The sequence below is a fragment of the Acutalibacter muris genome (assembly GCF_002201475.1).
GTDB lineage: Bacteria > Bacillota > Clostridia > Oscillospirales > Acutalibacteraceae > Acutalibacter > Acutalibacter muris.
Genome location: NZ_CP021422.1, coordinates 1,145,500 through 1,168,859, shown reverse-complemented (window position 1 = coordinate 1,168,859; position 23,360 = coordinate 1,145,500). Strand labels below are relative to the sequence as shown.

The window sequence follows — 23,360 nt, the reverse complement described above, 5'->3', positions numbered from 1 at the left end:
CTATCTTCCAATCCTATAAATTTGCGCCGTAGTGGTAAAGCGTCCCAACCGTAGGGCTTCATTGTGGTCGGGTACATAGATGTCCACCCGGTGGATGTCGTTCTCAATACCCGAACCGCCCCTGTCCTCTACCGTATACATCACGCCGTTTATCTTGATCTGCGTGCCGAAGGGGTAGTGGCTGGACATGGCGACCATGCCTTCAGTGACCCGCTTACCGCTTGCAGTAATACCGGCGGCGTTCTCGCCACAGCAAAGAGTACAGGCGCAGTAGTGGGTGACATCCACTTCCAAGGTGGAGATGGGCGTGCCCTCATTGCCACCGACACCCGACACCGGCGCGTCAAAATCGACACCATCTACCCGGCGAAGATTTAGCCCTGCCTCATAGCTTGGTGTGTTAAGGATAACGCCCTCGCCGCCGGAGGAGTGTACCCACATTCTCTGCCCGCTCTCGCCGTAACCCGCAAACATGAGCACATGAGTCCAATCGTACCGGCCACCCAGAAAACCCAGGTCGCCAGGCTGCAGGTCGGCGGCGGAAACCGCATGGGAGCTCTCCCACTGCATACCCAGCGTGTCCATGCCCAGGGCCGTCTTGTAGACCCAATCGGTGAACCCGGAGCAGTCCAGGCCATAGGGCTGAATGGTGCCGCTTGTATGGTCGCCCGCCGCCCAGACCAGCTTGGGGGTGTTCCAGTCGTCGTTCCAGCCGGCCTCGGATTTGCCGCCCCAAAAGTACGGCACTTTTCCCACCAGGGATAAAGCGGTAGTCAGGATGTGCTTGCGCATATCTGAACAATTTTGAGCGTTGACAAAAGCGATCAGCTCCTCGTCCGTCAGCGGGACCGATGAACCGGCTACTACTGAGCCATACATGGTGCGCTTGAGGGCATTTGCCATGTTCTCAATAGCCTGCCTGTAGGTGATGCCGAACTCGCCGTAGGGCGCGTCCAAATCCAGGCCGAAGGCCGTGGCTATTACTGATGTGTCAAACTGGTGGATGGTGCATTTCACATATTTGACGTTCACGGTGGCAGGTGCAGGTGTAGCCCCAGGCGATGGGGAAGGTGCCGGGGTAGCTTGAACCTCCTGCTGAACCGTTCCCTCACCGTCCTTTGTGACCGGGAACATAGAGCCGGTCACGGCATTTAGCTTGGCAGTAAGGTCGGCCTTGCTGGTGTCTTTCTGCTCCAGGGAGGCAGAGTATGCCGCCAAAATGTAGCAGACGTCATATCCTGCCGAACTGTGGGCGTAGTTGCTGAGTGCGTCCATGGACAGCCGGTAGTCATAGCCGCCAGAAGTAATGATACTCTCCACTTGAGCCAGCGCCTGGTCGTACCCATCGTCCACGGCATCATCGACCACGCCTGCCATCTCGTTGTAGGTAGCCAGCAGTGTAGCATCGTCCGCGGGCTGAACGCCATCCAACCCGAAAATACCGTTGCTTACAATGCTGGGTAGTGATATGATAAGAATTATGATGATAAACAAGCCCAGGCAAGTACACACCAGGACCTTGAACAGCGTGTGACGGCTTGCCCAAGCCGCCGCCAACAGCGCTCCCCACGGCCCAGCCGCCGAACCCGCCGCAACCTCCGCTGCCGCGCCGCCTGACGCTTGCGCCGTGGCGATTGCGGTATTGGCGGCCTGTGCAGCTTGTCCGGCTGAATGAACCTGTTTTGCGGCCTCCACGATTTTACCGACAGCCTGCCCGAAATCGTCCTGGCCGTCCCCAATCTGCTGTTTGACCGGCTCGCCCAAAGGCAACACCCCTTTCATATAATATACCGGCTGGAAATTCCAACCGGCTAACTCTTTCTTCTTGGTGACTTAATTTCTGTCAAAGGTCTTGCCTGTGGCTCGGCATACCGCGTGGGCTGATTCTTGTAACGAACCGTCGCCACCTATGTCGTTCTCAACTTGTCATCGTCGTATATTGGCTTGCCATTTTCGTACACCGGCCTACGCTCCACGGCCGCCTCGCCGGGAATAGCGTGCCACTGCCCGCCCTTGACATCCTCGTAGACCTTGTAATCGCCACGAGGAGCAGCGTAGCGCGTAGTGTCAAAGAACATCGTCCCGGAGCCGTTTTCATGCCTGACCTCGAAGTGTCCGTCCTGCCGAGTGGAGCCGTCCACATTGGCGACCTTCTGCTCGAAGCCGGGCATAAACGCCTGGAATTGGGCCTGATTGTAGGCCAAAGCTGGCTCGCCGGTCTCAAACTCCGGGGCCTGGGCGTTCTGCTGCATGGCATACCAGTCAACCCCATTGGCTGACTGAACAATGGAATGTGGCGCGTCCGGCTCGTCGTAGTAAGCTGAGTTGTACCAAAGGCTATTGCCCTCCGGCGTGCTTGCCTCCATGACGCCCTCACCCACGGTGCGGAGCATGGTGCCCTCACCAGCGCCAGGGAAGGCCGCCACAATCTGGGCGCTCTCGCTTGCACTGCCGGAGAAGGTCGGCGCATCGAAGAACGCACCTGCCCCAGGCCCAGCAGCAAGCTGATACCACTGACTTCCATCCGAAGCGGTCACCACCGAGTGCGGCCCACTGGGAGCCTCATACTGTGCGGCGCTGAACATGGCGACTTCGGCGGACTTTCCGTCCGCGCCGACTACTGTGGTGCTGATCTGCCCGCCACTGATGGTCGTACCCTGCAACTGGTAACCGCTCATTTGCGGAATGTAGTTACCCAGAGAGCGGTCGGCAATCTCGCCGCCGATTGAACCGGAAACACTGGGCTGTCGGCTGGCAACCGATGAAATAGACTCTCCAGTAAGCATCGCGCCGTTCCGGGCAGCCATGCCGCCGAAGGCCCGGCCCACAAAGCCCATCCCGCCGCCTGCTCCCAGAGGAGTGCCGCCAGCCACCACCGCGTCACGAACATAGCTGTTGCCCTTGAACTTGCTGGCAAAGCCGGTCGCAAATCCAGCGCCTGCCGAGCCGGCCGCCGTTGCCGTTGTAGAACTGCCGCCGTTGAAAAATGTCTTGCCTGCCGTCTTGGAACTGCTTGCAACACCGCTCAGCACCCGCGCCGCCATGAGCATCTCCATGCCCATACTGCTGCCGGTCTGGGCCACGTTGAGGCCAAGGCTGGCGAGATAGCTGTCAAACCGCTGAGCGGTCTTGAGGAAGGCCAGCGCGCAGAACAGCCAGAGAAAAATGCTGCCGTTTCCGTTGCTCAGAGCCCCACCGTTGCCGATGAACTGCCCCACCGAGGTGCTGAACCCCCGGAGGAACCAGACGTTCATGGTCAGCAGCAGGAGCTGAGAACCCACCATTCTGCACCAGCTTTTGAATACTGGCGAGGTGGCTTTGGACGCTCCCATTGAGAACGCCAGCGGGGAAGTGTAGCAGAGCACTCCGACAACCACATAGCGCTCCACGGTTTCAAGCAGGAGCTTGAAGTAGTTCCAGCCCAGGGCTATCAGCAGAATTAAGATAAGAAGTAGGCCGATAACCGAGGTTATTGCCACAAAGCTTGCTATGCCGTTGCTCAGCGTTTCCTCCACCCCGGCAAAAGTGAAGTCCTCTCCGGTCATGGTAATCTCCAGCAGCGCTGTGTATGGTGCTCGGGCGATGTCCAGCGTAATCAGGAAGATAGGCTTTGCGTAGGCAATAAGGACTGCAAACAGGCCATTCCGGGCGATGAGGGTCAGCGGGTTCTCCACCTCAGTGATGGGCCCACCGAACACCCGGAATAGCTGCCAAACCGTGATAAGGAACAGGATAGCCCAGGAACAATACTGCATGACCGTGAACGCTTTTGTTACGAATGGAAAATATTCTTCCATTGCGGTCATGTCCGTGCCCAGCGCGTCCAGGAACAAGCCCGAAACGGTGTCCATGAGCTCGGACGCAACCCCAGCGGCCCATTTTACAATGCCCTCGAAAATCCAGTCGAGCATTTTACTTCCTCCTTACGGCCCGGTATAGTTGCCTCCGGCGATGAGCGGCTGAAGGTACGTCACGATGAACCCCAGGGAGTTCAGCACGATCCAGGTGATAACGATGCGCTTGAGCCAGCTGGTAGCCTCGTCTACGGAACGCTGGTTGCGGGAAATCATACGCACCAGCAGGGCAATAGCTGCTGCCGTGACTGCCACGATGGTGCTGATGGTGACGAGCTGACCGTACACATCCTTCATGATGGTGGAGAACCGGGTCCAGATGGTGTCGGCGAACACGGGCTGCAGGGACACCATGACAGCTACGCCAGCCCCCACCAGCGACCAGTAGGCTGTTGCAAGCCACCGGCCTTTTTTCTTTGGTTTTGTCATTTTTGCCTCCTTGAAGATTTTATTGATGTTTTGCGGAGCAAAACTCAGAGAGTTAGGCGCTTTGCGGCTAACTCTTGGGCAGACAAAAAAGCCGCCCTGAGTTTCCTCAGAGTGGCTTTACCGCTACCCCCAATTTGGTACGATACAATCTTAGCACATTTCCATTTTCAAGTCAATGGCTATGAGTCGGCAAATTTTAGGCAATTTGTTTTCACCAGAAAATTACCCTATTGGATGCTCTCCAGAAATGTAAGCATTTCCAGCCAAAAGTCTACATCCGCCGCCGGAGCGGACCACAATCGAATGGAAAGAATTGTAATGGCCTGCTCACGAAAGCGGTAATACTGCCGGGAGGACAAATTCAGCCTGTACAGCAACTCTTTGTGCCGGAGCGTTTCGGGGCCTATGTAGGTCAAATAGATAAGGTGGTAGAGCTCCCTGCCGTTTTTGGGCTTTTGCTTGAGCACGGTCAGCGCCTCATTCACCCTGTCCAACAGCAGCCGGGATTTCTTTGCCCCCTCCAGCTGATTCTCCAGCTTGCGGTTGCCCATGGCGAGCTGCAAGTCCATCTGCTCCAGCAGCTCGTCCACATCTGAGAAAGGCCTGTCAAGCTCCTCTGCAAAAGTCTCAGGGAAACACTCCATCACCCAGACCAGTGTGCGGTAGTTCTGCAAAAGCAGAAGGGTGTTGTGATAGCTGTCACGGTCTTTCTTCTGCCGGGCGGCGCGGATCTTTTTGTCAGTGACCTTGGGGTTAGCCAAAATTCCACGCTGGGTCAAAAGGTTGATAAAAGCCTGCGATTTCTCCGCGATCTTGGCCTCTTGCAGCTCGTATGTCATCTTTTCGTTTGGGTTCTGCATAGTCAAAAAACTCCTTCGGCGATTTTGAGAGGTCAATGGGCGCAGTACACCCACTTCTCTCGTGATTCTCCATAACTGTAGGATCAGTAGTGCAAGAACATTCCCTGCAGTCATAAGTACAATTCTTCCAACTCTTAGGTGAAGAAATATACGCGCGTATTATAGGGGCCAAAACTGCAACGCGATTTTCTGAGCGGTCGGCTCTGGCAGGGAAATGAAGGTTCCTGCTGAACCAGGCCACCAGCTTCCCGAACCGTGATTGACCTACATTCCCCTTGTGCGTATTGGCACCGAGGAAACGTATTTCCTCAAAAATGCGCACGACTTCCTTCTGAGTAGGTAATGAAACCTCTGTACTTGTCGAGACGTAAGTCTCGTGTACAGCTTTATTAAAAATGAGACAGCCATAATTGCCGGGCAAGCGGTACAGAGAAAAGGCCTCCCCATGCTTCTTTAAGAACCTCCATACCTTAGTCTTTTCCCAGCCCCAGCGCTGCCCCAGGGTTTCCAAAGTCAAGTTCGCTCCGTACTTGCCGTACTGAATTGTGGGCGCTAAAAAGGAGAACCCGTTATCCGAGTCCTCCCATACTGTGTGACACCATAGGTCGAGCCAGGCGTCTGTTTCTTCAAATTTGTGGTGCTGCTGTACAAGTCTTTCTGTTATTTTCCGGGGTAGGCAGAGGAAGCCGTAGCCGTCGGTGGCGTATACCGCTCCGTTTATGCACTCCTTACCGGAACACTTCACTACCCAGTCGGTGATTTGGTAGGTCAGTTTCTTTGTGTCTTTGTCCAGTTCATATGTCAGGTAGCCGAGCTGGGATAGTTTGTCCAGCGTCTCCAGGGCCTTATTGCGGCTCCTAACGCCCAGAATACTCTTGAGACCCACTATGCCTCCAGCCCACATACCAGGCTCCACGGCGTTCTCATAGCCACAGTAGGAGGCTATACCCTTATACGGAACGCCGCGCGGCTGGCAAGACGCATCCAGGCGCCCATGAGGCCCTTGCCGGTAGGTATAGCGTTTCTGGGCAGCTTGACCCAGTTGTATTTTTGCAGGCATTTCATGGCGGGGCCTCCTCTCATAAAGGTATAAAATAAAGAGCGGCCTACCGAAAGACCGCCCTCTTTAACAGAAAATGTCTCAAAACTACTGACTATCTGACAGTAAGACGCTCCAGCAAGGAATGGTCGCTGTCAAGCAGGTATAGAAGACGATTCGCGGCTCCCGAAGGTTCATTCCTTCCCGCCTCCCATGCCTCTACTGTTCTCGTTGATACCCCTATCGCCAGCGCCAGTCCGCTTTGCGTCAGATTGAGTTCTTTCCGGGTGCGGACTACATCCTCCGCGCGGTACTCATGGATAGGCTCGGATGCCTTGATCTCAACTACCCTTGCTCGGGATGAATCCCCTTTAGCGAACGCGGCGGCGTCCTCCAAGCTGGAAATCAGTTCATCAAAATATTTCTTCTCCAAAGTTCATTCCTCCTTGATAGATTCTATCAGCTTTCGTACCATTTTTTGCTGCTCGGGCGCCAGGTCGGTTTGGACATTTTTGGGATAAGCCATTAGGAGATATATCCTCTCCTTAATGACCACATCGACATATATTACTCGACCGCCCCCGGATTTTCCCCGGCCGCCTAATGGTATTCAACTTTTCTGGCTCCGCCGGTGCCTTGGATAACATCACCGGCTCCCGGGTCTTCTATCAGCAAATTCTGGAGCATCAACAGTTCATCATCGTCAAGGCCCATACGCGACCAGGATTGTTCAAATCCTTGAGTCATAACAAACGACCTGCTCACGCGTTTTCACCTCTTGAAGATATTATATACTATTCAATCGTAGTTTGCAACTTAAATTTTCGGTTGGCATCCCGGTATATGATTGCCTCTATTCTCCCGCAGGGAAAGATATCTGCCGCGCTGTGGTTTCAAAAGTTTTCCCTTATTTTTCCCTTACGGGGAGGTTTTCAGATAGTATGAGAAGGTACTCAGGGGACAAAATGCTTATTCAAGGTACAATATGTAGTATTTAGTGATACTGCTTGGCACATGAAAGCGGTGATACAATTTGTTCATTACGTGTATCCCAGGTTAAATGGTGTTAAGGAAAAGAACCACAATAACTTATTACTAAATGTATCAAGAATGTTAGCTTATTAGAGATAATAGAAATTCTGGAATATCATTTTTTGTTACCCAAATTGGTTTGAAATTGTATTCATTCCAATAATCTCTTTTCATATCCAATTGGATTTTGAGTAGTTGGAGAGTCTCTTTATAAACTTGCTCTATACCAGTATTACTGAATAGATGGCTTCGACACACCGCAAGCCAAGTATCTTTAACCATATTGTCTATTGTTAGTATCAAATAATGTATGGGGTGATTCTTTTCTATCTGTCTTAGTATTCGCCTGAAATTGTAATCTTCCGCAGAGAATCCAACAAACACACAATTATCTCGATTCAAATAGTATGATTGTATACTATTTTGCCAATTATATATCCCGGATTGTTCAGTAGTATAGTAGCTGCGTTCCGTAAAAATAATCTGATTGGACTCTTTGGGAAATGGACAAGATGGGCATATTTGATTTTCTCGTCGGGGAATACAACCGTGAACATGGAAAATATCAATAGGATCTTTTATTCCCTTGTTTGAATATGTACTCCACTCTCCAGGATGTGTAAAAATACGATTAGCATCCACACCAAATATTTCAATTAGAAACTCCTGTACTAGTGTATCAAAATTATAGGTCAGTGCATGCCGAAATCCGTTTTTTGCGCATAACAAATATGCGGATGCACACAAACTGTTATGCATTGCAATATCCTCCTGATCTTTTTGTGGGTTAAATTGTGGGTGATCCTTTTTCCACTGGTCTGGTGTAGTACTTTGTTCGATGATAATGGAAAGGCTTTCTTTGAGCAATGCCTGTATTGGTTTATCTTGTGCGATGCGCCGTAAAGCCTGTTCGATATACTGACCCGATTCTAGTGCATTTACCTCATTAAAAATTTCAAGTTCTCCCGATACTAGTTTCTGCTCTAAATCTATGTACAAAAGCCTAATATCTTGATCAATTATTTCGTCTCGGTTTGTATAATCCGAATACTGTTGCACATAACCAGCCAATTTTGAGATTAAACTCTTCCACATCGGCATTTTCATTGGTGTGCTTATTCCTGCTCCTAGCACTAAAGTTGCATGGTCATCATTTAATGCTTGTCTTATTTCATTTTTGTAATTTTCGTCTTTATCTATTAGAAACTTAACTTTCGGTATATAGACACAAGATGGGCAACCGCGATTATCCTCAACAAGATTTTCATCTGTCAGTGCGCAACGCAATTTCCCTTCCCTGAATTGGATGAACGGACAGCGTATCAGTTTAGATTCCACTTCCATTTTTTGTTCCCTCCCCAATACTAATTAGACAGGTAAATAGCCTAGCTATATCACTACTACTTCTGCAATCTGACAACCGTATCTGTTTAAATGCTTTCTGATATTTTATCATATTTATATTTGTTGGTTCGTCATTTAGGTATAATTGATCACATTTCCGCAAATAATTTTCTAATGGCTCAGCTATCCATTCACATAGTTTATACTGCTTTAAAATGCTATTTACATGGTCAATCAGCTCTGTTGCCTTATTGCGGCTTCTAGGCATTCCGTTATTCACAAGGCACTCTAATGCGTTCTTTAAACTATCCGCAGCCCTTTTTTTGAGTGAAGTTCCCTCGCTGTTTAGGTCATCCGCAAAGCACACTCGCAATATTGCCGGAATACGGAACGAATGAGGCGCTTCCAGAGGAATGGCATCTTGCACATCCCAATTCTCAAAAATAAATGCCAACAAATAATCTGATAAGTTTGCATTCAGTCGCCTACAAGCTTCCAGGTCGGCAAAGCATTCGCTAAAACAATCAAAAACTACTTTCTGCAATATGTCAATTAACCCTTGACCTTGAAAACCTTCTTGCAAATCTGGTTTTACATCTCTATAAATTGGATCCATAAACATTTGACTTAAGTTCGAAACAACAATATACTTTAATATGTCTCCTTTAATATAAGAATCTGCTTTTTGTAGATATTCCTCCACCTGACGACGATCCAGTGCTAAGTAGGTAGCATACGGCCACTTTTTGCGAATTGCAATATCACAATCATCGTAAAACTTTCTCACTACAATGCGCTGCGTTCTGCACAATAATTCAACGAACCTATTGTAGTAACATGTCTCCCCTTCAGAATCGTATGGATATAAAAGAAAGGTCAGTTTTTCCAACATCCATTGTGCAAAATTCTCACTCAAATAGTTTTTCTCATCCCATCTAACACTATCATCTTTATAGCAACGCTGTAGTTCCTTATTAATCCATTCGTCAAGATTAACATACAATTGATGAATTCCACATTCCCAAGCGGCATTAATAGAGGCTGACACACAGTCATCTTCCAAGAGGAATTTTTCTTTTAATTCTTTGATAATGTGCTCAGGGTAGTTTACCTTATTGAAAAGAATGTCGGAGAAATGTTTACTAAAGTAGCGTGCAGAAAAAGCTATAACGTAATTGACGCGTTCCTTCCGCAAGCGTTCACCGCAGTAATGCATGCATTCGTGAGTCATACGTAATACTGCCCCACTACAATCAAACAAACTCATTTCCGACATCTGAGTAACCAAGGGGATATACTCTTTAAGAGTCTGATGGTTACCGTTCTCTGCGGACAATACCTCAGGTTCAAGATCATGGAAAAAACTCTTTGTAATAGTGCTATCACATCCACCACTGCGAACCAAAAAAGCATACCGACTGTGATTACTTGGATTTTCCGATAGAACGTCATTAACAAATTTGTTTTGCCAACTATTGTAGGCAATTAGTAGAGCAGTTGCTGAACTGACCGAAGCATGATTGTAATGCTCACTTTCCATAAAAAAGCAATCTGACCGGGACAAGTCTGCTAAAAGGCTTCCAACTTCTGTGATAAAAGTTTCCAACGTGTCATCAACACGTTCAAGAATATAATATAATTGTTTTTCGTTCCTGGAATCCCCATCTGCAAACTTTTCTGCTTGCTTTACAAACCTATATAGTCCATCACTAAACGCCTCAAGCCATGGAGACATAATCATCTGAAGGCTTATGTTATGAAGTCCTCTACAAATATTTTCAATCGCGGTTACTCGATCCCACATAGAATTGAACTGACGCATGTGGCGATTTTCTTTATCCAGGAGTTGCCAGTAGGTTTTTAAAACATTTCGTAATTCATTTATCTGATTGCTAATCTGATTAGACGGCTTGACCGCTGCCGTCAAACTGTGCATTGGAGGATCTATTGAAGGAATCGGCCTACGAAGTGAAACCTCTGTGCTAATAACTAGGTTACGAATTTTCCTTGCCTCATCGTCTCCTTTCTTATGATTAGCTATAGCGATGTCTAACAATTTACCAAAAGCCGTTTCACTTTTGGCTTCCAACAAACAATCGGATGAGCCTGACATCTGATATACTTCAACATTATCTCCTACCATCTGTTTCAAATCGAGTACAGTCACGCCAGGTCGAAGATGAATCTTCATAGACAGTTGCGTATGTTCATGATAAATGTTATTATAACTTTTTTCACAAACATGATATGCTGGGATAACATAGTCTGTCGAAAGAATAGGCACCTTCTCTTGAACAACACTTCCGTCACTAGCATGTTTTTCAAATGAGGCTCTGTGCAAAAATTCCACCAGCTGTGTAGCAAAGCTCCAACTTTTTTCAGCCAGCAAAATGCAATAATCAGAATATCCCAGGCTAGGCAAAATGCACAAATTTGCGTTCTGCGCTAAATCTTTGTCATATGAGAAGAACTTTGTGTCAGAACTCAAAAATTGACCGTTTTTAATGGTATTTGCAAGCCGCATTAATTGATTTCCGCATGGATCACGAGGGATTTGTCCTTTAAATTCGTCTGTTAGATTTATAAGTATAACTGTCAGACAAGGATACTCCTTTAACAAAGTGGGAAGATCATTTCTCCATACACTAAAATTGAATCCTACCTTGTCCTCTAAATCAGACATCACTTTTGGCTCAGGAAAAATCAACTTAATTGGATAAGTGCTCAAAGCATTGGAAGATTGATCGTCCAAAGGAGGTCTACCATTCTTATCTATCGAACGACCCGTATTATACAGTTCTACCGCGGTCGTTCTAGGAGAAAAGTTCAGCCACTTGTCAACCTTCTGAATGTCCATATGATCAAAGTGCCCTAAAATTGGGGTGCTACCACAGTGCTCCGACCACAAAATTTCCTTTTCAAGCTTTACTATCAATCCACATGGCCTCTGATTGTCTTGAACTAAATCAAAAGCCTTCTTCTCATTCTTTGCTACCATTTCCTATCCTCCCGTTAATGTTTACCCACTTCTTTTTAAAAATAACACAACACAAACCCCCGCGATATATGTTACGCAGGGGTCAAATGTTTATAACTTTTTATCAGAGTTATTTGACCGTCCATCCTCAAATACTACATGAGTACCATATACTTTATCGATTGGGGCGGTAAATGCCATTTTCGGGGATGTCATTTTTATACCAGTGTGGCGGTGCATTCCATAAAATGAAGAACATCCTCTTTCGCTTTTAGGTCTTCGTTTTGTAAAACTACTTCTTCTTAGTGTTGCCATTTTCGGTTTTCCTCCTTGTGTAGCTCCATTTTGGATAATATAGTGTAACCTAAAAAAGCCCATAAACCAATACCATGGTAAATGAAAATGCTCATTTAGGACAACTACCCACATATTTTACTTAACAATAACATATAAAGCATATTTATAGTAACTACCAAGCGCCGAACACACAACACAATCTAAAGTTGAATTAATACTACATACAAAAACAGGAAATTCCATTTTTATTTCTGAATATAACTGTAAATAGGAACCGCCATGTGTAGACTACTATACATATATCTAACTTAAACTCATCAATACTTCAGCATTCTTTCACAGACGAAATAACTTCCAGATTAGAAATTTATTAGGACTTATAGGTTAAGTGAAGGCCTCTGGAAATTAAGCCATATATTATAGCACATCTTTTCGCTAATGTCAAGCAAAAAAATCTAAGTCTTTTCTTCTTATTATACTCGATTTAGTAACAAAATGATACCCCCCATTTTGTGAGAAATATTCTCAACACCAGAGGCGGTTTTTGTTTCTTTTTCACATGACTTGCCACGCAAACTTTTAATTATATCACAGTTTACCAAAATAGTCAATGTGTTATTTCAAAAAGGGAGTGCCCAACTGTAGGAGTACAATACATATTGGACAGAGACGGAAGAAAAAGGTAGAAGGATGAGGCAAATCGGTTAAAATTGAGTTACAGCACTTAACAATACCGAAAGGAGGCCGCATCCTTCATGAGTAAAAGTATAACACAGGATATGAAATACAGTCAATCCCTAATGAAGAACGCGGAGAAAAATTGCGTAAGCCGCGCAAGCCGGAAGTACAATAAAAGCCGATCCTACATCTACTTCTGGAAGGCGCGTTGGGACGGGAGCGTCGAGTCGCTTGCCAACTATGCGCTTGACCATTGGATCGATTTGAAACGGTATGCTCCGGAACCGGAAACTCGTAAAATGCTCAAAACATACCACCGCCAGTACGGACAGTACTTAAAATTGAAAGTTTCTTTGAAAACCAACTTGATCACCTTGCTCGATGAGGTCTTTCCGGGTGCAAACACTTTATTCACAAGTGCTCCCAGAAAGTCGGATGGGCATGAAAAATGGGTGGATTTTGCCGTAAAGTTCTGGCACAGGGAATGTGTCTGCGGCGGTTCGGAGGCCGCGTTTGCAAAAAGATACCAGAAGTGGTGCCAAAAGCATGGCTACCGTTTCAGCGAGCAGAAAGCTTTGCAGATATATGAGATAGCCTCCAGTCACCCCAACACACTGCCGAAGGCGGAAGATACAAAGCGCCTCATTACATACGCTGTGAATCAACTGACCTCAATCACAGAGACATTATCTTCCATACAGAACGAGATGCTTTCTCTTGCGTCTGTCCTTCCGAAATTTCCGGTGGTCATGGGCATGTTTGGTATGGGTGAGACCCTTGGTCCACAACTTATGGCTGAGATTGGGAATATAGAGCGCTTTGAACGCAAGCAGTCTCTGGTTGCGTTTGCCGGTGTAGACGCTCCGGCTTACCAGTCTGGAACCTTTGAATCTCAAAAGCGCCATATCTCTAAACGAGGCTCTCCAAGGCTGCCCAAGACGTTCTTCCAGGTCATGAATACCATTTTGCAGCATGCTCCCGCTGATGATCCTGTTTACCAATTCCTTGATCGCAAACGGGCTGAGGGCAAGCATTACTATGTTTACATGACCGCCGGAGCCAACAAATTCCTGCGTATTTATTACGGTACCGTCAAGGCTTATCTGCGACAGTTAGATTGCTAATTCTTGGTGTGGTTCATATTCATTTTTCTTAGCTGTCTTTGCTTCCTCTGCTTTGACGGCTTGCTTTGCTATTTCCTTTTCTCATCTTCTCCTTTTTTATCTTTTATTTAATTTGGGTATTGACATCTCTTGGCAGGTTTAGCTCAAATCAGCTTCCGTATGATCGCGTCTGCTGTACAAGATTCTCCGCACCTGCATCACATTTCCAATCACCACATAGAAAATCGTAAAGTTTCTCACATAAATCCGATAATACGGATTCTGGCGGCTCCGTGCGGACGGAAACGGCTCAAATGCTTCCGGGCAAGTCAAGCGCTCCCGGATTGCGGCCTGTACATCATCTACCAGACGGTATGCGGCTGTGGGGTTATTCAGCCGAATGGAAATATAGTCAACGATCTCGTTCAGATCCTCCTCAAAGAGCGGGAGAAACTCTAAACTATACTGTTTCCCGTCCATGGATACGCTCCCTCACCCGCTCAAAAAGTTCCTTCTCGGAAAGCCTACGGCTGTCTGTTGCGGCAGCCCTGTCGGCCTCGTCCAGCTTCAGTTCCACATCGTCTGTCAAGGCGGCATACTGCTCCAAACTAAGCACTACCATGGAACCGTAGCCGTTTTTCGTCAGATACACCGGCTCACCTTTTTTCACAGTCTGCTCTATCTCGGTGAATTTGTTCCGCAGATCGGACACAGGACGAATATTTATCATAAGACCGCCTCCTTGCTTTTGGCTTTATTTTATCATAATTGCGCCACGCTGTCAATGATTTGCAAGACTCATTCCAGCCCTTCCAGAAACTCCAGCATATCCAGCCACAAGTCAACCTCCGCTGAAGGTACAGACCACAATCGAATGGAAAGAATTGTGATTGCCTGTTGACGAAGCCGGTAGTAGTGCCGAGAGGACATATCCAGCCGGTAGAGCAGTTCCGTGTGGCTAAGCTGCTCTGGCGCTATGTAGGTCAGATAGATAAGCCGGTACAGCTTTTTGCCGTTGTTGGGCTTGTGCTTCAGGACGGTCAGAGCGTCGTTGACCCTGTCCAACAGCAGCCGGGACTTCTTGGCCCCTTCCAGCTGGTTCTCCAGTTTTCTATTGCCCATAGCAAGTTGTAAGTCCATCTGCTCCAGCAACTCGTCCACATCGGAGAATGGCCTGTCCAGTTCCTCGGCGACGGTCTCAGGGAAACACTCCATCACCCAGACCAGCGTGCGGTAGTTCTGCAGGAGCAGAAGGGTGTTGTGGTAGCTGTCCCGGTCTTTCTTCTGCCGGGCAGCGCGAATCTTCTCGTTAGTGACCTTGGGATTAGCCAAAATCCCACGCTGGGTCAAAAGGTTGATAAATGCCTGGGATTTCTCCGCGATTTGGGCTTCTTGCTGCTCGTATGTCATCTTTTCGTTTGGGTTCTGCATAGTCAAAATACTCCTTTGGCGATTTTGAGAGATCAATGGGCGCAGTATGTCCATGACTCCCGTGGTTCTCTATAACTGTAGGATTCTTTGTACAAGAACATTCCTTGCAGTCATAAGTACAGTTCTTCCAACTCTTAGGTGAAGAAATATACGCGCGTATTATAGGGGCTGAAACTGCAACGCGATTCTTTGAGCGAGTGCTCCTGGCAGGGAAATGAAGTTTCCTGCTGAACCAGGCCACCAGCTTACCAAAACGCGACTGCCCCACGTTCCCTTTGTGCGTATTTGCGCCGAGAAAACGTATTTCCTCGAAAATGCGCACGACTTCTTCCTGAGCCGGTAGTGAAACCTCTGTACCCGCGGGGTACAGTTTATTAAAAATGAGACAACCATACGAGCCGGGCAGACGGTACAGAGGAAAGGCATCCCCATGCTTCTTTAGAAATCTCCATACTTTAGTCTTCTCCCAGTCCCAGCGCTGTCCCAGGGTTTCCAATGTTAGGGTTGCGCCGTACTTGCCGTATTGAATCGTGGGCGCTAAAAAGGAGAACCCGTTATCCGGGTCCTCCCATACTGTGTGACACCATAGGTCGAGCCAGGCGTCTGTTTCTTCAAATTTGTGGTGCTGCTGTACAAGTTTTTCTGTTATGTTCCTTGGCAGACAAAGAAACCCGTAGCCTTTGGTGGTGTATACTGCACCGTTCATGCACTCCCTACCGGAACACTTCACTACCCAGTCGGTGATTTGGTAGGTCAGCTTCTTCGTTTCTCTGTCCAGCTCATAGGTCAGGTAACCGAGCTGGGATAACCTGTCCAGCGTTTCCAGAGCCCTGGCGCGGCTCCTAACGCCCAGAATACTCTTGAGACCAACTACGCCTCCAGCCCACATACCGGCCTCCACAGCGTTCTCATAGCCACAGTATGAGGCCACGCCCTTGCGGAACGCCGCGCGGCTTGCAAGGCGCACCCAGGCACCCATGAGGCCCTTGCCGGTGGGTATGGCGTTTCTGGACAGTTTGACCCAGTTGTACTTTTGCAGGCATTTCATAGCGGCCATCTTCGCAATTTCTCCCTTCCGATATGATGAAAAAGTGGTTGTTGCAAAAAATGCAACAACCACTTAACAAGAAAAATCATTAGACGAATATCACACAGTTTTCATGATACCCCTGAAACAGGGTATCATGCGTAAGAAAACTCATGTTTTCTGTCTTAGCTTGCGACAGCAAAATTCTGTCAAATGGGTCGTTATGCTTTGGCACATCCCCATCCCGATGAAGTGTTTCCAGGGAATAAACGTGTTTATCCCGCAAATCCAACGACAGGAATCCTGCCTGCTGGCAATAATCAGAAAACTCTTTTCCGGAAATCTTCACATTGTCCGGGTGCAGGGCGTGTTTTATGGCAATCTCCCAAACGGAGACTACACTGTAATACAGCGCATTGCCCTGTTCGAGGATGAGTTCCTTCGCTTTCTCAGAGAGCCTTTCGTCCTCGCTCAAAGCCCAAAGCAGAATGTGCGTATCCAAAAGCAAATTCATAGGCTGCCCCCAAACAACGCCTCAATTTCACCATTATCCCGGTCAAGGTCGGCGGGGGCCTCAAACTTTCCCTTTGCAATACCAATGCGGTTTGACACAGGGCTGTCGTTGTAGATAGACATTTTCACCACCGGCTTTCCATACCGAGCGATGATGATATTGTCCTCTTTCCCGGATTCAATGAGCTTAATCAGACGTGACAAATCAGTTTTGGCCTCTAAAATATTGACTTGCAGCATACCACACGCCCCCCCTTTCAAAAGTTGGTCTTCTTGACTATATTATATTCAATTTCCGCCGAACAGTCAAGAGGATATTTTATGCCGTGACTGTCACCCCATACTCCACCGGCTGGCTATGCCCCATAGCCGTGCGGTTTTCCCGTACGTAGCTCGCGGTTCGTATGGGTTTCATCTTCTTGACCATCTGGCCGCCCACGGAACCGGCCTGACGGGCGGTGATGTCACCGTTATAGCCCTGCTTCAGGTTGACGCCCACCTCCTTTGATGTCCCTGCTACAACAAAACTTTTCCTTCGGCCCCCTTTATACCTCTCGGAAACTCTATGGCGGGGTCGGGGGCCAGCTCCCCTATGAACTTATAAAAAATCCGTACATTCTGCCGGTAGGGCTGGTTTCGGTGAGTGGTCTTCTCCACTCCCGGCGGCAGCTCCTTGGGCCCCACCTCGATGCGGTCAACGAAGGTCAGCAGCGTGTCCCTGTCCAGCGTCTCCAGATGGGTGTACTGCTTTACCATGTTGAAGAACCGCTGGAAGTTGTTCTCGGTTTGTGCAGCTTTGGCATCCTGCTCAACTGACCGAAGCATAGCTTTCAGCCCCTGGGCCTCCTGCTGCAGCCCGACTACCATCCGGTCCAGCCGGTCGTCGTCCAGCTTGCCCTCGGCGTTGTCCGTATAGAGCTTGCCGATGATGCGGTCGATGGTGGCAAGGCGGGTTTCCGCTTTCTCCCTTTGCATAGCCTGCTCTTTTATGGCGTCCGCTGAACCGCTTTTCTTCAGCACCCTCTGCACCAGCTCGTCTATCTCGCCGGGCTCCAGGGACAAAAGCGCATTCAGGTCCTGCCGCACCAGCTCTACCAGGTCGCTGTAGCGGATGCGTACCCCCTGGCAGGGGTCAGCGATGTCCTTGCGCTGGTGGTTGCAGGAGAGGTACCAGTATTTCTCCCTCTCCCCCTTATAGACTGTGCCGCAAGAACAGAGAGCGTGCCCGCATTTCCCGCAAACCGCCACGCCGGAGAAAATGCTTTTTCTTATCTTGTCAAACTCCAAATAGGTTTTTGTCCCGCGCCCGAGGTTTTTCTGAGCGCGTTCATAGTCCATCTGGGACACCAGTGGAGGGTGGGTGTCCCTTGTGACAGCCCAGTTTTCCTTTGGCACTGCCACCTTGACCTTGGACTTGAAGCTTACCTTTTTACTCTTGCCCAGCAAGGTGTGGCCCAGGTAGACTGGGTTTTTCAAAATGCGCTTGACCGTGGTGTAGTTCCACTGGTCCGAAGCTTTCGCGGCGCTGCCCTCCTTGAAGTTCCCGGTGTAGAGCACCCGGTATTTCAGCGGCGGCAGGATACCGTCAGCCGTCAGGTCCAAGGCTATCTGCCGGGTGGAGTCCCCCCTGGCGGCTCTGGCGAAGATCCTCTGCACCACCGGCGCGGTCATCTCGTCCGGGGCAAGGCGCGTTCTGTCGTGCTGGTCCCGGCGGTAGCCGTAGGGCGGGCAGGCACAGTATTCGCCGTTCTCCCGCTTGTTACGGAGCACATCCTTCACCTTGCGGGAGCCGTCCCTCAGGTAGACCTCGTTCATGGCGAACTGGAAGGGTGCAAGGACGTTATCCCGCTCCGTGTCGAAATTGTCGCTGACCGTCAGAAAGCGTATGCCCCGCTCCGGGAAATACTGCTCGGCATAATAGCTGGCCTCCCGCATATCCCGGCCCAGCCGGGACAGGTCTTTGGTTATGACCATGTTTACCTGCCCCTTTTCAAGCAGCCTCAGCATGGCCTGGAACCCGGGCCGCTGGAAATTCCCGCCGGACCAGCCGTCGTCCACAAACTCCCGTACAAGGGTGATGTTGTTCTGTTCACAGTAGCTTTTGATGAGCTTGCGCTGGTTCACAATGCTGGAGGACTCTCCCCCATTGGCCTCCTCGTCGGAGAGCCGGAGATAGTCCACCGCAAGCGTCAAAGTATCGGTTCCCACTTTTGCTTATCGCCTCCATGAGGAACCGCCCACGCTATCATTATACAGCCTTGCGCGGGGGTTCGTCAACCTGTTTCTGCCCTGCCAGATTCAATAAAATGCGCTCGGCAAGGACGTCCTGTCTTGATTTGTCTTTTTTGAACCACCGGGTCACCTCGTAGGTTGTCTGACCCAAAATGATTTCATTGGTTTCCATAAAATGCACCTCCGTAGGTAGTGTAACACATATGTGCCGTCTTATCCGCCCATCTAACTGTATTGCACTGTCAGCGGTCCGGATATGCAACCCGAAAGCAAAAAATATCTTCCCCGGCGTCCGTGGCTAACGGACTGTAGAGTGGTCGGTCCTCCCATATCCCATGCGGGGGTCATCGCGTTAGGGCAGTGCTGCCGCCTCATATGTACTCTTAGACCAGCTTGCCAGGCTGGTGGATAGCCGCTCGCCTGCAGGGATATGTACCGGGTCAGATTATGAAATTTTCAAGGTGCAGGGCATGGGGAAATGCCTTTCACTATATAAAAAGACATGGCTATTGAAGAATCTCGAAGGAGATCCATATTTTTTTATTTTTTGAATCTTGAAATGTTCAGCGCAATATGCAGCAGAAGATGCTGCCTTAAATCTTCATCTATCTGTCCGTTTATGCGGCTCATCTTATCAATCAATGGACAATAAAGGCTGATAAGTTCTTCCAGGGAGTCCATATCTCTGGAAACAGCCCCCTCTAATAAACAGCGAAACTCACTGGCGGTCACTTCTCCTCACCTCCATTTTGAAGGTTCCGGCGCAAGGACTTAATTGCCTGATATCGCTGGTCGTACACTTTTTGAGGAGAACAGTGTAATACTCTGGCCACCTCCGCTGGGGTCATTTCTTCAGCGAATAGCATCGAAAGGATGGCTTGCTTCTCATGAGACAGCATAGCAAAAGCCTCTGCCAGACGATCCTGCTCAAACTCGAATCGGCCTTTGCTGCTGACATCTGTTAGCAAGTACCAGCTCTCAACTTCATCCAGCGGTACAGTCTCAGTTTTTTGGCTCTCTTTTCTGAGGTAGCGCAATCTGGCACGATATAATGTCACCTCCATCCACTTAGTGAACCTCGCCCTCAACTCGTCCCTTTCCTGTTCTCTGTCGCACATGGTATGCTCCTTTCCTCCAGAGCACACCATCGGGCATTATTGGCGCAAGCAAAAAGTCCAGACACACCACGATGGTATGCCTGGACATAGAATACTGGTAGAAAAGACGCAAAGGCCACCCTACATTTCTGTAGAATAGCCTTTGCGTTCTTCAATTTTTCTCTCTACACAACTATATTATACACCAATATTTTCTTTAATGGAACAGTGTTAAAACATGAGTATAGGTGTTAAACATTGAATCGACTACAATTTCTCTGTATTTACCCAAATATATCCATATTATTTAGCATTTCTGTAATATTGTTATCACCTTCCGACGCCATCTCACCCAGATTTCCCTTATCTTTCGCGTCCATGAGCCGTTCATCCAGCATTTTCTGAACCATTTCCTTGATGAAATCCGGTGCAAATGGTTGTTCCGTCTTAATTTCCACCTTGCACTCCGGGCTGAGCAGTGCCGGATGGGTAGCCAAATACTCCCCCAGAGCTGCCACTACGACGGCACTTTTCCGATTACCCAGCCGTTCCAGCAGCTCACCGGCCTGTATCTGCTCCTCGGTTTCAGCCGGGAATTGCAGAGAAAAACGGTATTTCCCATCTTTTCGCATAGGCTAACCCCTCAATCTGGCCAACTGTTTTTCACCGAGCATCTCATAGCCCAGGGCGTTCGCATTGGGCGAGTCGATAAACTCTGCTTTGCCCGCAAGCGAGGACTCGTTGAGATACGGCTGCAGGAGGATGCTGCCGCCCCCGATGAAGATAGCAGGGTTGGAGCGGAGGTCAACCTGAAGTTCCCGGAGCTGGTTCAGAATATCGTTGGCGTGGAGCTGGGCAGCGGTGAAAATCTCCTCCTTCACTTCGTTGGGCAGATACTTCTCCTTGCCCTGCAGGACGCTGGCAATGTGTTCATCGTCGATTTTCATGTCATACTGAGAGCTGACCTTGCGGATGACCTCGTTGTTCATGGTAATGACGCCGGTTTCCAGCGAACGGCAGAACTGCAAATCCGGCTTGCCATTCTGCAGGAGCAGTACATCGGTGGTGTAGCCGCCAATGTCGATAATGAACAGTCGGGATGTGTGCAGCACCATATCACTCCTCGGCACCACTGCCGCGAAAGCCTGTGGAAATACCATCACATGGTCGATTTGGATGGCGTATGGCTTGTCCCGGTAGGTGAAGCGCACCGGCGCTGAACGCTCAAAATAGGTAGCGAACTTCTCCTTCAGCCCACCGTAATGCTCAGGCGGCAGACCAACTGCAAGCTGGATGCGCTCAACCGGAGAATACTGACCTTTGCGCTCCAACTCCTTGACGATAGCAAACAGGGTCAGGATGAAGAACCTCTCATCCTGGGTCTTGTCGCGCATATATGGCAGGCGGTGGCTGGTCAGGGTCCAAAACTTCCCGGCATATTCCAGAATCTCATCGGACATGGGCGGCTTGACAGAGTGCTCGGTCAGGCCGGACACGAAAGTGAACCGGGGCGTTTTGATGGCATAGTTGCCGTGGTCAATGGCGATTAGCATAAGTATACCTCCTGAGTTTCATTTGATGGGATTACACCCATTACTGTGCGCATTTGCAACCAAAATACGCAAATATTTTTTGGCAGCAGAAAAGAGCGGCATATAGACCGCTCTTTCCCTGATTAGGCTATTGGATTTTGCCAGATAAACTCCGTCGGAGTCATGGCCGGAATTGGGCTTGCTTTGAAATCCCTTGTGTTGCGCGTTATAATGCGTTCGGCTTTCACACGTTTCGCACAGACCGCCTGCAGCGCATCCTCAAAGTCATGAAAACTCAGCTTTGAGGCTTGCGTTAGGTCGGCGGCTGTCAAGTCGGCGATGGAGAAAATCAGCGACAGCCTTTCTATAATAGCCGCGGTCCTTTCCGCGTTCAGCTCCTTGCGCATGATATACACAATATTGGGGATGGACAGCGCTGAAACAACACCATCCAGGCGACTGACCTCGCACAGTCTGAAGATGTGCAGGGCTGCTTCAGCAAAGCCCTCCCTCTCGCAGAGAACGTCCAGTAACACGTTGGTGTCAATCAGCACTCTCATAACGGCGCACCCTTTCCGCTCTCATTTCGTTCTCGTCGTAGTCGTTTTTCAGTATGCCCAGCAGAGAGTCGCTCAAAAAAGAGACGCTTTTCTCCCTAGAGATAATGCGGGCGACCTCCTTGCCGTTTTTGAGCACGCATATCTCCTCGCCGCTCTGCACCAGCTGTAAATATTTCCCGAAGTTATTTTGGATCTCTGTAGCTGTAACGGTTCGCATGGGAACACCTCTTTCTGATTTAGCTAATATAAGCATAGCATTAAATCGCTAATTTGTCAACAGAAGCACGGGAGATCACATCTTGCAATTTTGCCCAGATAAAGTCGTCCAGCCCCTTATACCTCGGGTCCCAGACATAGGTTCCATGCCGAAACCCCATGCGGCCCAGCAGGGCCATGAGCTTATCATACGCGCTCTGCACGTAGCAGTTCGCGATGTAGTCCATGTCGAACGCCGTTTTTATCTCCCGGACGCCTTGGGTCCGTAGTTCAGTAAGAGCTTCTTCCAGCCTTTGCAAGGCGTTCACCCCTGGCACAGCTAAAACGGTCAGCCCAGAGAGTGCGTGGATAACATCAGCCTTCATGGGCCCCTCAGTCAGAACTACCATCTTGCCCGGTTTCCCGGCTAAGTGCGTCCAGGCGGGCGAACCACAGCCGCCGGTCAGCTCCACACTGGAAATCCAGCGAAACTTGCGGTTCTCTGTGTTGTCGAGCCTGAGTTGCAAGCCCTGAATCCGTCCCTGTACATCTCTGACTGGAATCAATATCCCCGACCGCTGGTGTATAAACGACCACCATCCAACTTTCGTGCGGAAGAACCCCGGCACACCTTGCGGGTCAGCGCCAGTTTCCAGCACGCGACGGACAAGCTCGGAGTTGTTCGCCAGCGGCATAGATTTGTAACCCAACTTGGCTATATCCCGGTCACTAAGCCCACGATTGTGAAGATTCTCCCGGTGAGCGTTCGCCAGCCCCAGCATGGAGAGGAGTGCGGAGTAGGTGTGGTGGCGGGTAGCGGCATCTGCAATGAGAGTTTCAACAGGCTGTTGAAAGCTTCTATGCTCCGGCAGATTAGGCCGCTCATTCAAACGTAACCGCTCCGCCAGATCCCGCCACACCCGGTCCCGGTCGATGCCGGTGAACAGGGCGTACAGGTCTAAAATGCCTCCAGAAACTCCGCACTTCGCGCACCGGAACACTTCTTTCTTGAAGTTGATATTCAGGTGCTTATCGCGCTCACCGTCGCAACATGGGCAGCGGACATAGCAGGAAACCCGGCCAGCCGGGGGCTGGGGCAGGCCCAGCAGGGTCACCACGTCTGTCATGCGGATCCGTTCCATGCGTTTCACTCCTCGCTT

Annotated in this window: 27 protein-coding genes and 2 pseudogenes; 2 read left to right on the top strand and 27 right to left on the bottom strand. The window is 49.3% G+C overall.

Annotated elements, in window-relative coordinates; translation table 11 throughout:
• From ADH66_RS05945 to ADH66_RS19920, 11 genes are all read right to left on the bottom strand, one after another.
• Positions 1 to 1,782, bottom strand: a complete 1,782-nt coding sequence (locus tag ADH66_RS05945) for an NlpC/P60 family protein (RefSeq protein ID WP_084384211.1) — start codon at positions 1,780 to 1,782, stop codon at positions 1 to 3.
• Between the two features lie 125 nt (positions 1,783 to 1,907).
• A complete protein-coding gene (locus tag ADH66_RS05940) occupies positions 1,908 to 3,911 on the bottom strand; it encodes a hypothetical protein (protein ID WP_236757201.1) in 2,004 nt (667 codons plus the stop codon).
• A gap of 12 nt (positions 3,912 to 3,923) precedes the next feature.
• Complete coding sequence (locus tag ADH66_RS05935; RefSeq protein ID WP_066534407.1) at positions 3,924 to 4,283, bottom strand: hypothetical protein; 360 nt, start codon at positions 4,281 to 4,283, stop codon at positions 3,924 to 3,926.
• 227 nt (positions 4,284 to 4,510) lie between these two features.
• The gene (locus tag ADH66_RS05930) at positions 4,511 to 5,062 is read right to left on the bottom strand and encodes a hypothetical protein (protein WP_236757200.1); all 552 of its coding nucleotides are present in this window, start codon (positions 5,060 to 5,062) and stop codon (positions 4,511 to 4,513) included.
• Positions 5,037 to 6,047 (bottom strand): hypothetical protein, encoded by a 1,011-nt coding sequence (locus ADH66_RS05925; RefSeq protein ID WP_066534413.1) that lies wholly within the window; start codon positions 6,045 to 6,047, stop codon positions 5,037 to 5,039. The genes ADH66_RS05930 and ADH66_RS05925 overlap by 26 nt, the downstream gene beginning before the upstream one ends.
• Before the next feature lie 38 nt (positions 6,048 to 6,085).
• Positions 6,086 to 6,208, bottom strand: coding sequence for a hypothetical protein (locus ADH66_RS21310; protein ID WP_257789561.1), 123 nt, complete (start codon positions 6,206 to 6,208; stop codon positions 6,086 to 6,088).
• 89 nt (positions 6,209 to 6,297) lie between these two features.
• Positions 6,298 to 6,615: a helix-turn-helix domain-containing protein gene (locus tag ADH66_RS05920; RefSeq protein WP_066534415.1), complete on the bottom strand. Its 318-nt coding sequence runs from the start codon at positions 6,613 to 6,615 to the stop codon at positions 6,298 to 6,300.
• Positions 6,616 to 6,782: 167 nt separating this feature from the next.
• A complete protein-coding gene (locus ADH66_RS20890) occupies positions 6,783 to 6,929 on the bottom strand; it encodes a hypothetical protein (protein WP_236757199.1) in 147 nt (48 codons plus the stop codon).
• 366 nt (positions 6,930 to 7,295) lie between these two features.
• Complete coding sequence (locus ADH66_RS05910; RefSeq protein ID WP_066534421.1) at positions 7,296 to 8,558, bottom strand: SIR2 family protein; 1,263 nt, start codon at positions 8,556 to 8,558, stop codon at positions 7,296 to 7,298.
• Complete coding sequence (locus tag ADH66_RS05905; RefSeq protein WP_066534423.1) at positions 8,542 to 11,556, bottom strand: hypothetical protein; 3,015 nt, start codon at positions 11,554 to 11,556, stop codon at positions 8,542 to 8,544. The genes ADH66_RS05910 and ADH66_RS05905 overlap by 17 nt, the downstream gene beginning before the upstream one ends.
• A 90-nt stretch (positions 11,557 to 11,646) precedes the next feature.
• On the bottom strand, positions 11,647 to 11,850 hold the full coding sequence (locus ADH66_RS19920; protein WP_157130579.1) for a hypothetical protein: 204 nt from the start codon (positions 11,848 to 11,850) through the stop codon (positions 11,647 to 11,649).
• Positions 11,851 to 12,740: 890 nt separating this feature from the next.
• On the opposite strand from ADH66_RS19920, the pseudogene ADH66_RS21650 reads away from it, so the two are divergent.
• Both ADH66_RS21650 and ADH66_RS21645 read left to right on the top strand, forming a co-directional pair.
• Positions 12,741 to 13,107, top strand: a pseudogene (locus tag ADH66_RS21650) (IS110 family transposase); the annotation flags it as partial.
• A gap of 110 nt (positions 13,108 to 13,217) precedes the next feature.
• Entirely contained in the window at positions 13,218 to 13,634 is a 417-nt protein-coding gene (locus tag ADH66_RS21645) for a transposase (RefSeq protein ID WP_407922921.1), read from the top strand.
• A 138-nt stretch (positions 13,635 to 13,772) separates the two neighbouring features.
• Here ADH66_RS21645 and ADH66_RS05895 read toward each other — a convergent pair whose 3' ends face one another.
• From ADH66_RS05895 to ADH66_RS05825, 16 genes and pseudogenes are all read right to left on the bottom strand, one after another.
• Complete coding sequence (locus ADH66_RS05895) at positions 13,773 to 14,093, bottom strand: type II toxin-antitoxin system RelE/ParE family toxin (protein WP_066534429.1); 321 nt, start codon at positions 14,091 to 14,093, stop codon at positions 13,773 to 13,775.
• Positions 14,074 to 14,343 carry a type II toxin-antitoxin system Phd/YefM family antitoxin gene (locus ADH66_RS05890; protein WP_066534433.1) on the bottom strand — a complete coding sequence of 90 codons (270 nt, stop codon included), beginning with the start codon at positions 14,341 to 14,343 and terminating at the stop codon, positions 14,074 to 14,076. Before ADH66_RS05890 ends, ADH66_RS05895 begins: the two co-directional genes overlap by 20 nt.
• 68 nt (positions 14,344 to 14,411) lie before the next feature.
• Positions 14,412 to 15,023 (bottom strand): hypothetical protein, encoded by a 612-nt coding sequence (locus ADH66_RS05885; protein ID WP_236757193.1) that lies wholly within the window; start codon positions 15,021 to 15,023, stop codon positions 14,412 to 14,414.
• Positions 14,938 to 16,092, bottom strand: a complete 1,155-nt coding sequence (locus ADH66_RS05880) for a hypothetical protein (RefSeq protein ID WP_207653037.1) — start codon at positions 16,090 to 16,092, stop codon at positions 14,938 to 14,940. The genes ADH66_RS05885 and ADH66_RS05880 overlap by 86 nt, the downstream gene beginning before the upstream one ends.
• A gap of 88 nt (positions 16,093 to 16,180) precedes the next feature.
• On the bottom strand, positions 16,181 to 16,585 hold the full coding sequence (locus ADH66_RS05875; protein WP_066534445.1) for a type II toxin-antitoxin system VapC family toxin: 405 nt from the start codon (positions 16,583 to 16,585) through the stop codon (positions 16,181 to 16,183).
• Positions 16,582 to 16,824, bottom strand: a complete 243-nt coding sequence (locus tag ADH66_RS05870; protein WP_066534448.1) for a type II toxin-antitoxin system Phd/YefM family antitoxin — start codon at positions 16,822 to 16,824, stop codon at positions 16,582 to 16,584. Before ADH66_RS05870 ends, ADH66_RS05875 begins: the two co-directional genes overlap by 4 nt.
• 172 nt (positions 16,825 to 16,996) lie before the next feature.
• Positions 16,997 to 17,092 (bottom strand): annotated as a pseudogene (locus ADH66_RS20885) (alpha/beta-type small acid-soluble spore protein); the annotation flags it as partial.
• A gap of 8 nt (positions 17,093 to 17,100) precedes the next feature.
• Entirely contained in the window at positions 17,101 to 18,792 is a 1,692-nt protein-coding gene (locus ADH66_RS05860; RefSeq protein WP_084384215.1) for a recombinase family protein, read from the bottom strand.
• A 40-nt stretch (positions 18,793 to 18,832) separates the two neighbouring features.
• Positions 18,833 to 18,988, bottom strand: coding sequence for a hypothetical protein (locus ADH66_RS19915; RefSeq protein ID WP_157130580.1), 156 nt, complete (start codon positions 18,986 to 18,988; stop codon positions 18,833 to 18,835).
• A 368-nt stretch (positions 18,989 to 19,356) separates the two neighbouring features.
• A complete protein-coding gene (locus ADH66_RS05855; protein ID WP_066534456.1) occupies positions 19,357 to 19,548 on the bottom strand; it encodes a helix-turn-helix domain-containing protein in 192 nt (63 codons plus the stop codon).
• The gene (locus ADH66_RS05850) at positions 19,545 to 19,880 is read right to left on the bottom strand and encodes an RNA polymerase sigma factor (RefSeq protein WP_207653036.1); all 336 of its coding nucleotides are present in this window, start codon (positions 19,878 to 19,880) and stop codon (positions 19,545 to 19,547) included. The genes ADH66_RS05855 and ADH66_RS05850 overlap by 4 nt, the downstream gene beginning before the upstream one ends.
• A gap of 317 nt (positions 19,881 to 20,197) precedes the next feature.
• On the bottom strand, positions 20,198 to 20,545 hold the full coding sequence (locus ADH66_RS05845) for a hypothetical protein (protein WP_066534460.1): 348 nt from the start codon (positions 20,543 to 20,545) through the stop codon (positions 20,198 to 20,200).
• A 3-nt stretch (positions 20,546 to 20,548) separates the two neighbouring features.
• A complete protein-coding gene (locus tag ADH66_RS05840) occupies positions 20,549 to 21,466 on the bottom strand; it encodes a ParM/StbA family protein (RefSeq protein WP_066534462.1) in 918 nt (305 codons plus the stop codon).
• A 122-nt stretch (positions 21,467 to 21,588) separates the two neighbouring features.
• Positions 21,589 to 22,005, bottom strand: a complete 417-nt coding sequence (locus ADH66_RS05835) for a type II toxin-antitoxin system VapC family toxin (RefSeq protein ID WP_066534464.1) — start codon at positions 22,003 to 22,005, stop codon at positions 21,589 to 21,591.
• Entirely contained in the window at positions 21,989 to 22,222 is a 234-nt protein-coding gene (locus ADH66_RS05830; RefSeq protein ID WP_066534471.1) for a type II toxin-antitoxin system Phd/YefM family antitoxin, read from the bottom strand. Before ADH66_RS05830 ends, ADH66_RS05835 begins: the two co-directional genes overlap by 17 nt.
• 40 nt (positions 22,223 to 22,262) lie before the next feature.
• Positions 22,263 to 23,342 (bottom strand): DUF3854 domain-containing protein, encoded by a 1,080-nt coding sequence (locus ADH66_RS05825; RefSeq protein ID WP_066534475.1) that lies wholly within the window; start codon positions 23,340 to 23,342, stop codon positions 22,263 to 22,265.
• Positions 23,343 to 23,360: the final 18 nt, after the last annotated feature.

Bases quoted from the DNA above. Each gene is read 5' to 3' on its own strand.
- ADH66_RS05935 (WP_066534407.1), bottom strand. From the start codon at position 4,283: ATGACAAAACCAAAGAAAAAAGGCCGGTGGCTTGCAACAGCCTACTGG.
- ADH66_RS05885 (WP_236757193.1), bottom strand. From the start codon at position 15,023: ATGACATACGAGCAGCAAGAAGCCCAAATCGCGGAGAAATCCCAGGCA.
- ADH66_RS21310 (WP_257789561.1), bottom strand. From the start codon at position 6,208: ATGAAATGCCTGCAAAAATACAACTGGGTCAAGCTGCCCAGAAACGCT.
- ADH66_RS05890 (WP_066534433.1), bottom strand. From the start codon at position 14,343: ATGATAAATATTCGTCCTGTGTCCGATCTGCGGAACAAATTCACCGAG.
- ADH66_RS05830 (WP_066534471.1), bottom strand. From the start codon at position 22,222: ATGCGAACCGTTACAGCTACAGAGATCCAAAATAACTTCGGGAAATAT.
- ADH66_RS05850 (WP_207653036.1), bottom strand. From the start codon at position 19,880: ATGGAGGTGACATTATATCGTGCCAGATTGCGCTACCTCAGAAAAGAG.
- ADH66_RS05910 (WP_066534421.1), bottom strand. From the start codon at position 8,558: ATGGAAGTGGAATCTAAACTGATACGCTGTCCGTTCATCCAATTCAGG.
- ADH66_RS05840 (WP_066534462.1), bottom strand. From the start codon at position 21,466: ATGCTAATCGCCATTGACCACGGCAACTATGCCATCAAAACGCCCCGG.
- ADH66_RS19920 (WP_157130579.1), bottom strand. From the start codon at position 11,850: ATGGCAACACTAAGAAGAAGTAGTTTTACAAAACGAAGACCTAAAAGC.
- ADH66_RS05880 (WP_207653037.1), bottom strand. From the start codon at position 16,092: ATGAAATGCCTGCAAAAGTACAACTGGGTCAAACTGTCCAGAAACGCC.
- ADH66_RS05940 (WP_236757201.1), bottom strand. From the start codon at position 3,911: ATGCTCGACTGGATTTTCGAGGGCATTGTAAAATGGGCCGCTGGGGTT.
- ADH66_RS05870 (WP_066534448.1), bottom strand. From the start codon at position 16,824: ATGCTGCAAGTCAATATTTTAGAGGCCAAAACTGATTTGTCACGTCTG.
- ADH66_RS05835 (WP_066534464.1), bottom strand. From the start codon at position 22,005: ATGAGAGTGCTGATTGACACCAACGTGTTACTGGACGTTCTCTGCGAG.
- ADH66_RS05945 (WP_084384211.1), bottom strand. From the start codon at position 1,782: ATGAAAGGGGTGTTGCCTTTGGGCGAGCCGGTCAAACAGCAGATTGGG.
- ADH66_RS05905 (WP_066534423.1), bottom strand. From the start codon at position 11,556: ATGGTAGCAAAGAATGAGAAGAAGGCTTTTGATTTAGTTCAAGACAAT.
- ADH66_RS20890 (WP_236757199.1), bottom strand. From the start codon at position 6,929: ATGACTCAAGGATTTGAACAATCCTGGTCGCGTATGGGCCTTGACGAT.
- ADH66_RS05845 (WP_066534460.1), bottom strand. From the start codon at position 20,545: ATGCGAAAAGATGGGAAATACCGTTTTTCTCTGCAATTCCCGGCTGAA.
- ADH66_RS05925 (WP_066534413.1), bottom strand. From the start codon at position 6,047: ATGTGGGCTGGAGGCATAGTGGGTCTCAAGAGTATTCTGGGCGTTAGG.
- ADH66_RS05825 (WP_066534475.1), bottom strand. From the start codon at position 23,342: ATGGAACGGATCCGCATGACAGACGTGGTGACCCTGCTGGGCCTGCCC.
- ADH66_RS21645 (WP_407922921.1), top strand. From the start codon at position 13,218: ATGCTTTCTCTTGCGTCTGTCCTTCCGAAATTTCCGGTGGTCATGGGC.
- ADH66_RS19915 (WP_157130580.1), bottom strand. From the start codon at position 18,988: ATGGAAACCAATGAAATCATTTTGGGTCAGACAACCTACGAGGTGACC.
- ADH66_RS05875 (WP_066534445.1), bottom strand. From the start codon at position 16,585: ATGAATTTGCTTTTGGATACGCACATTCTGCTTTGGGCTTTGAGCGAG.
- ADH66_RS05895 (WP_066534429.1), bottom strand. From the start codon at position 14,093: ATGGACGGGAAACAGTATAGTTTAGAGTTTCTCCCGCTCTTTGAGGAG.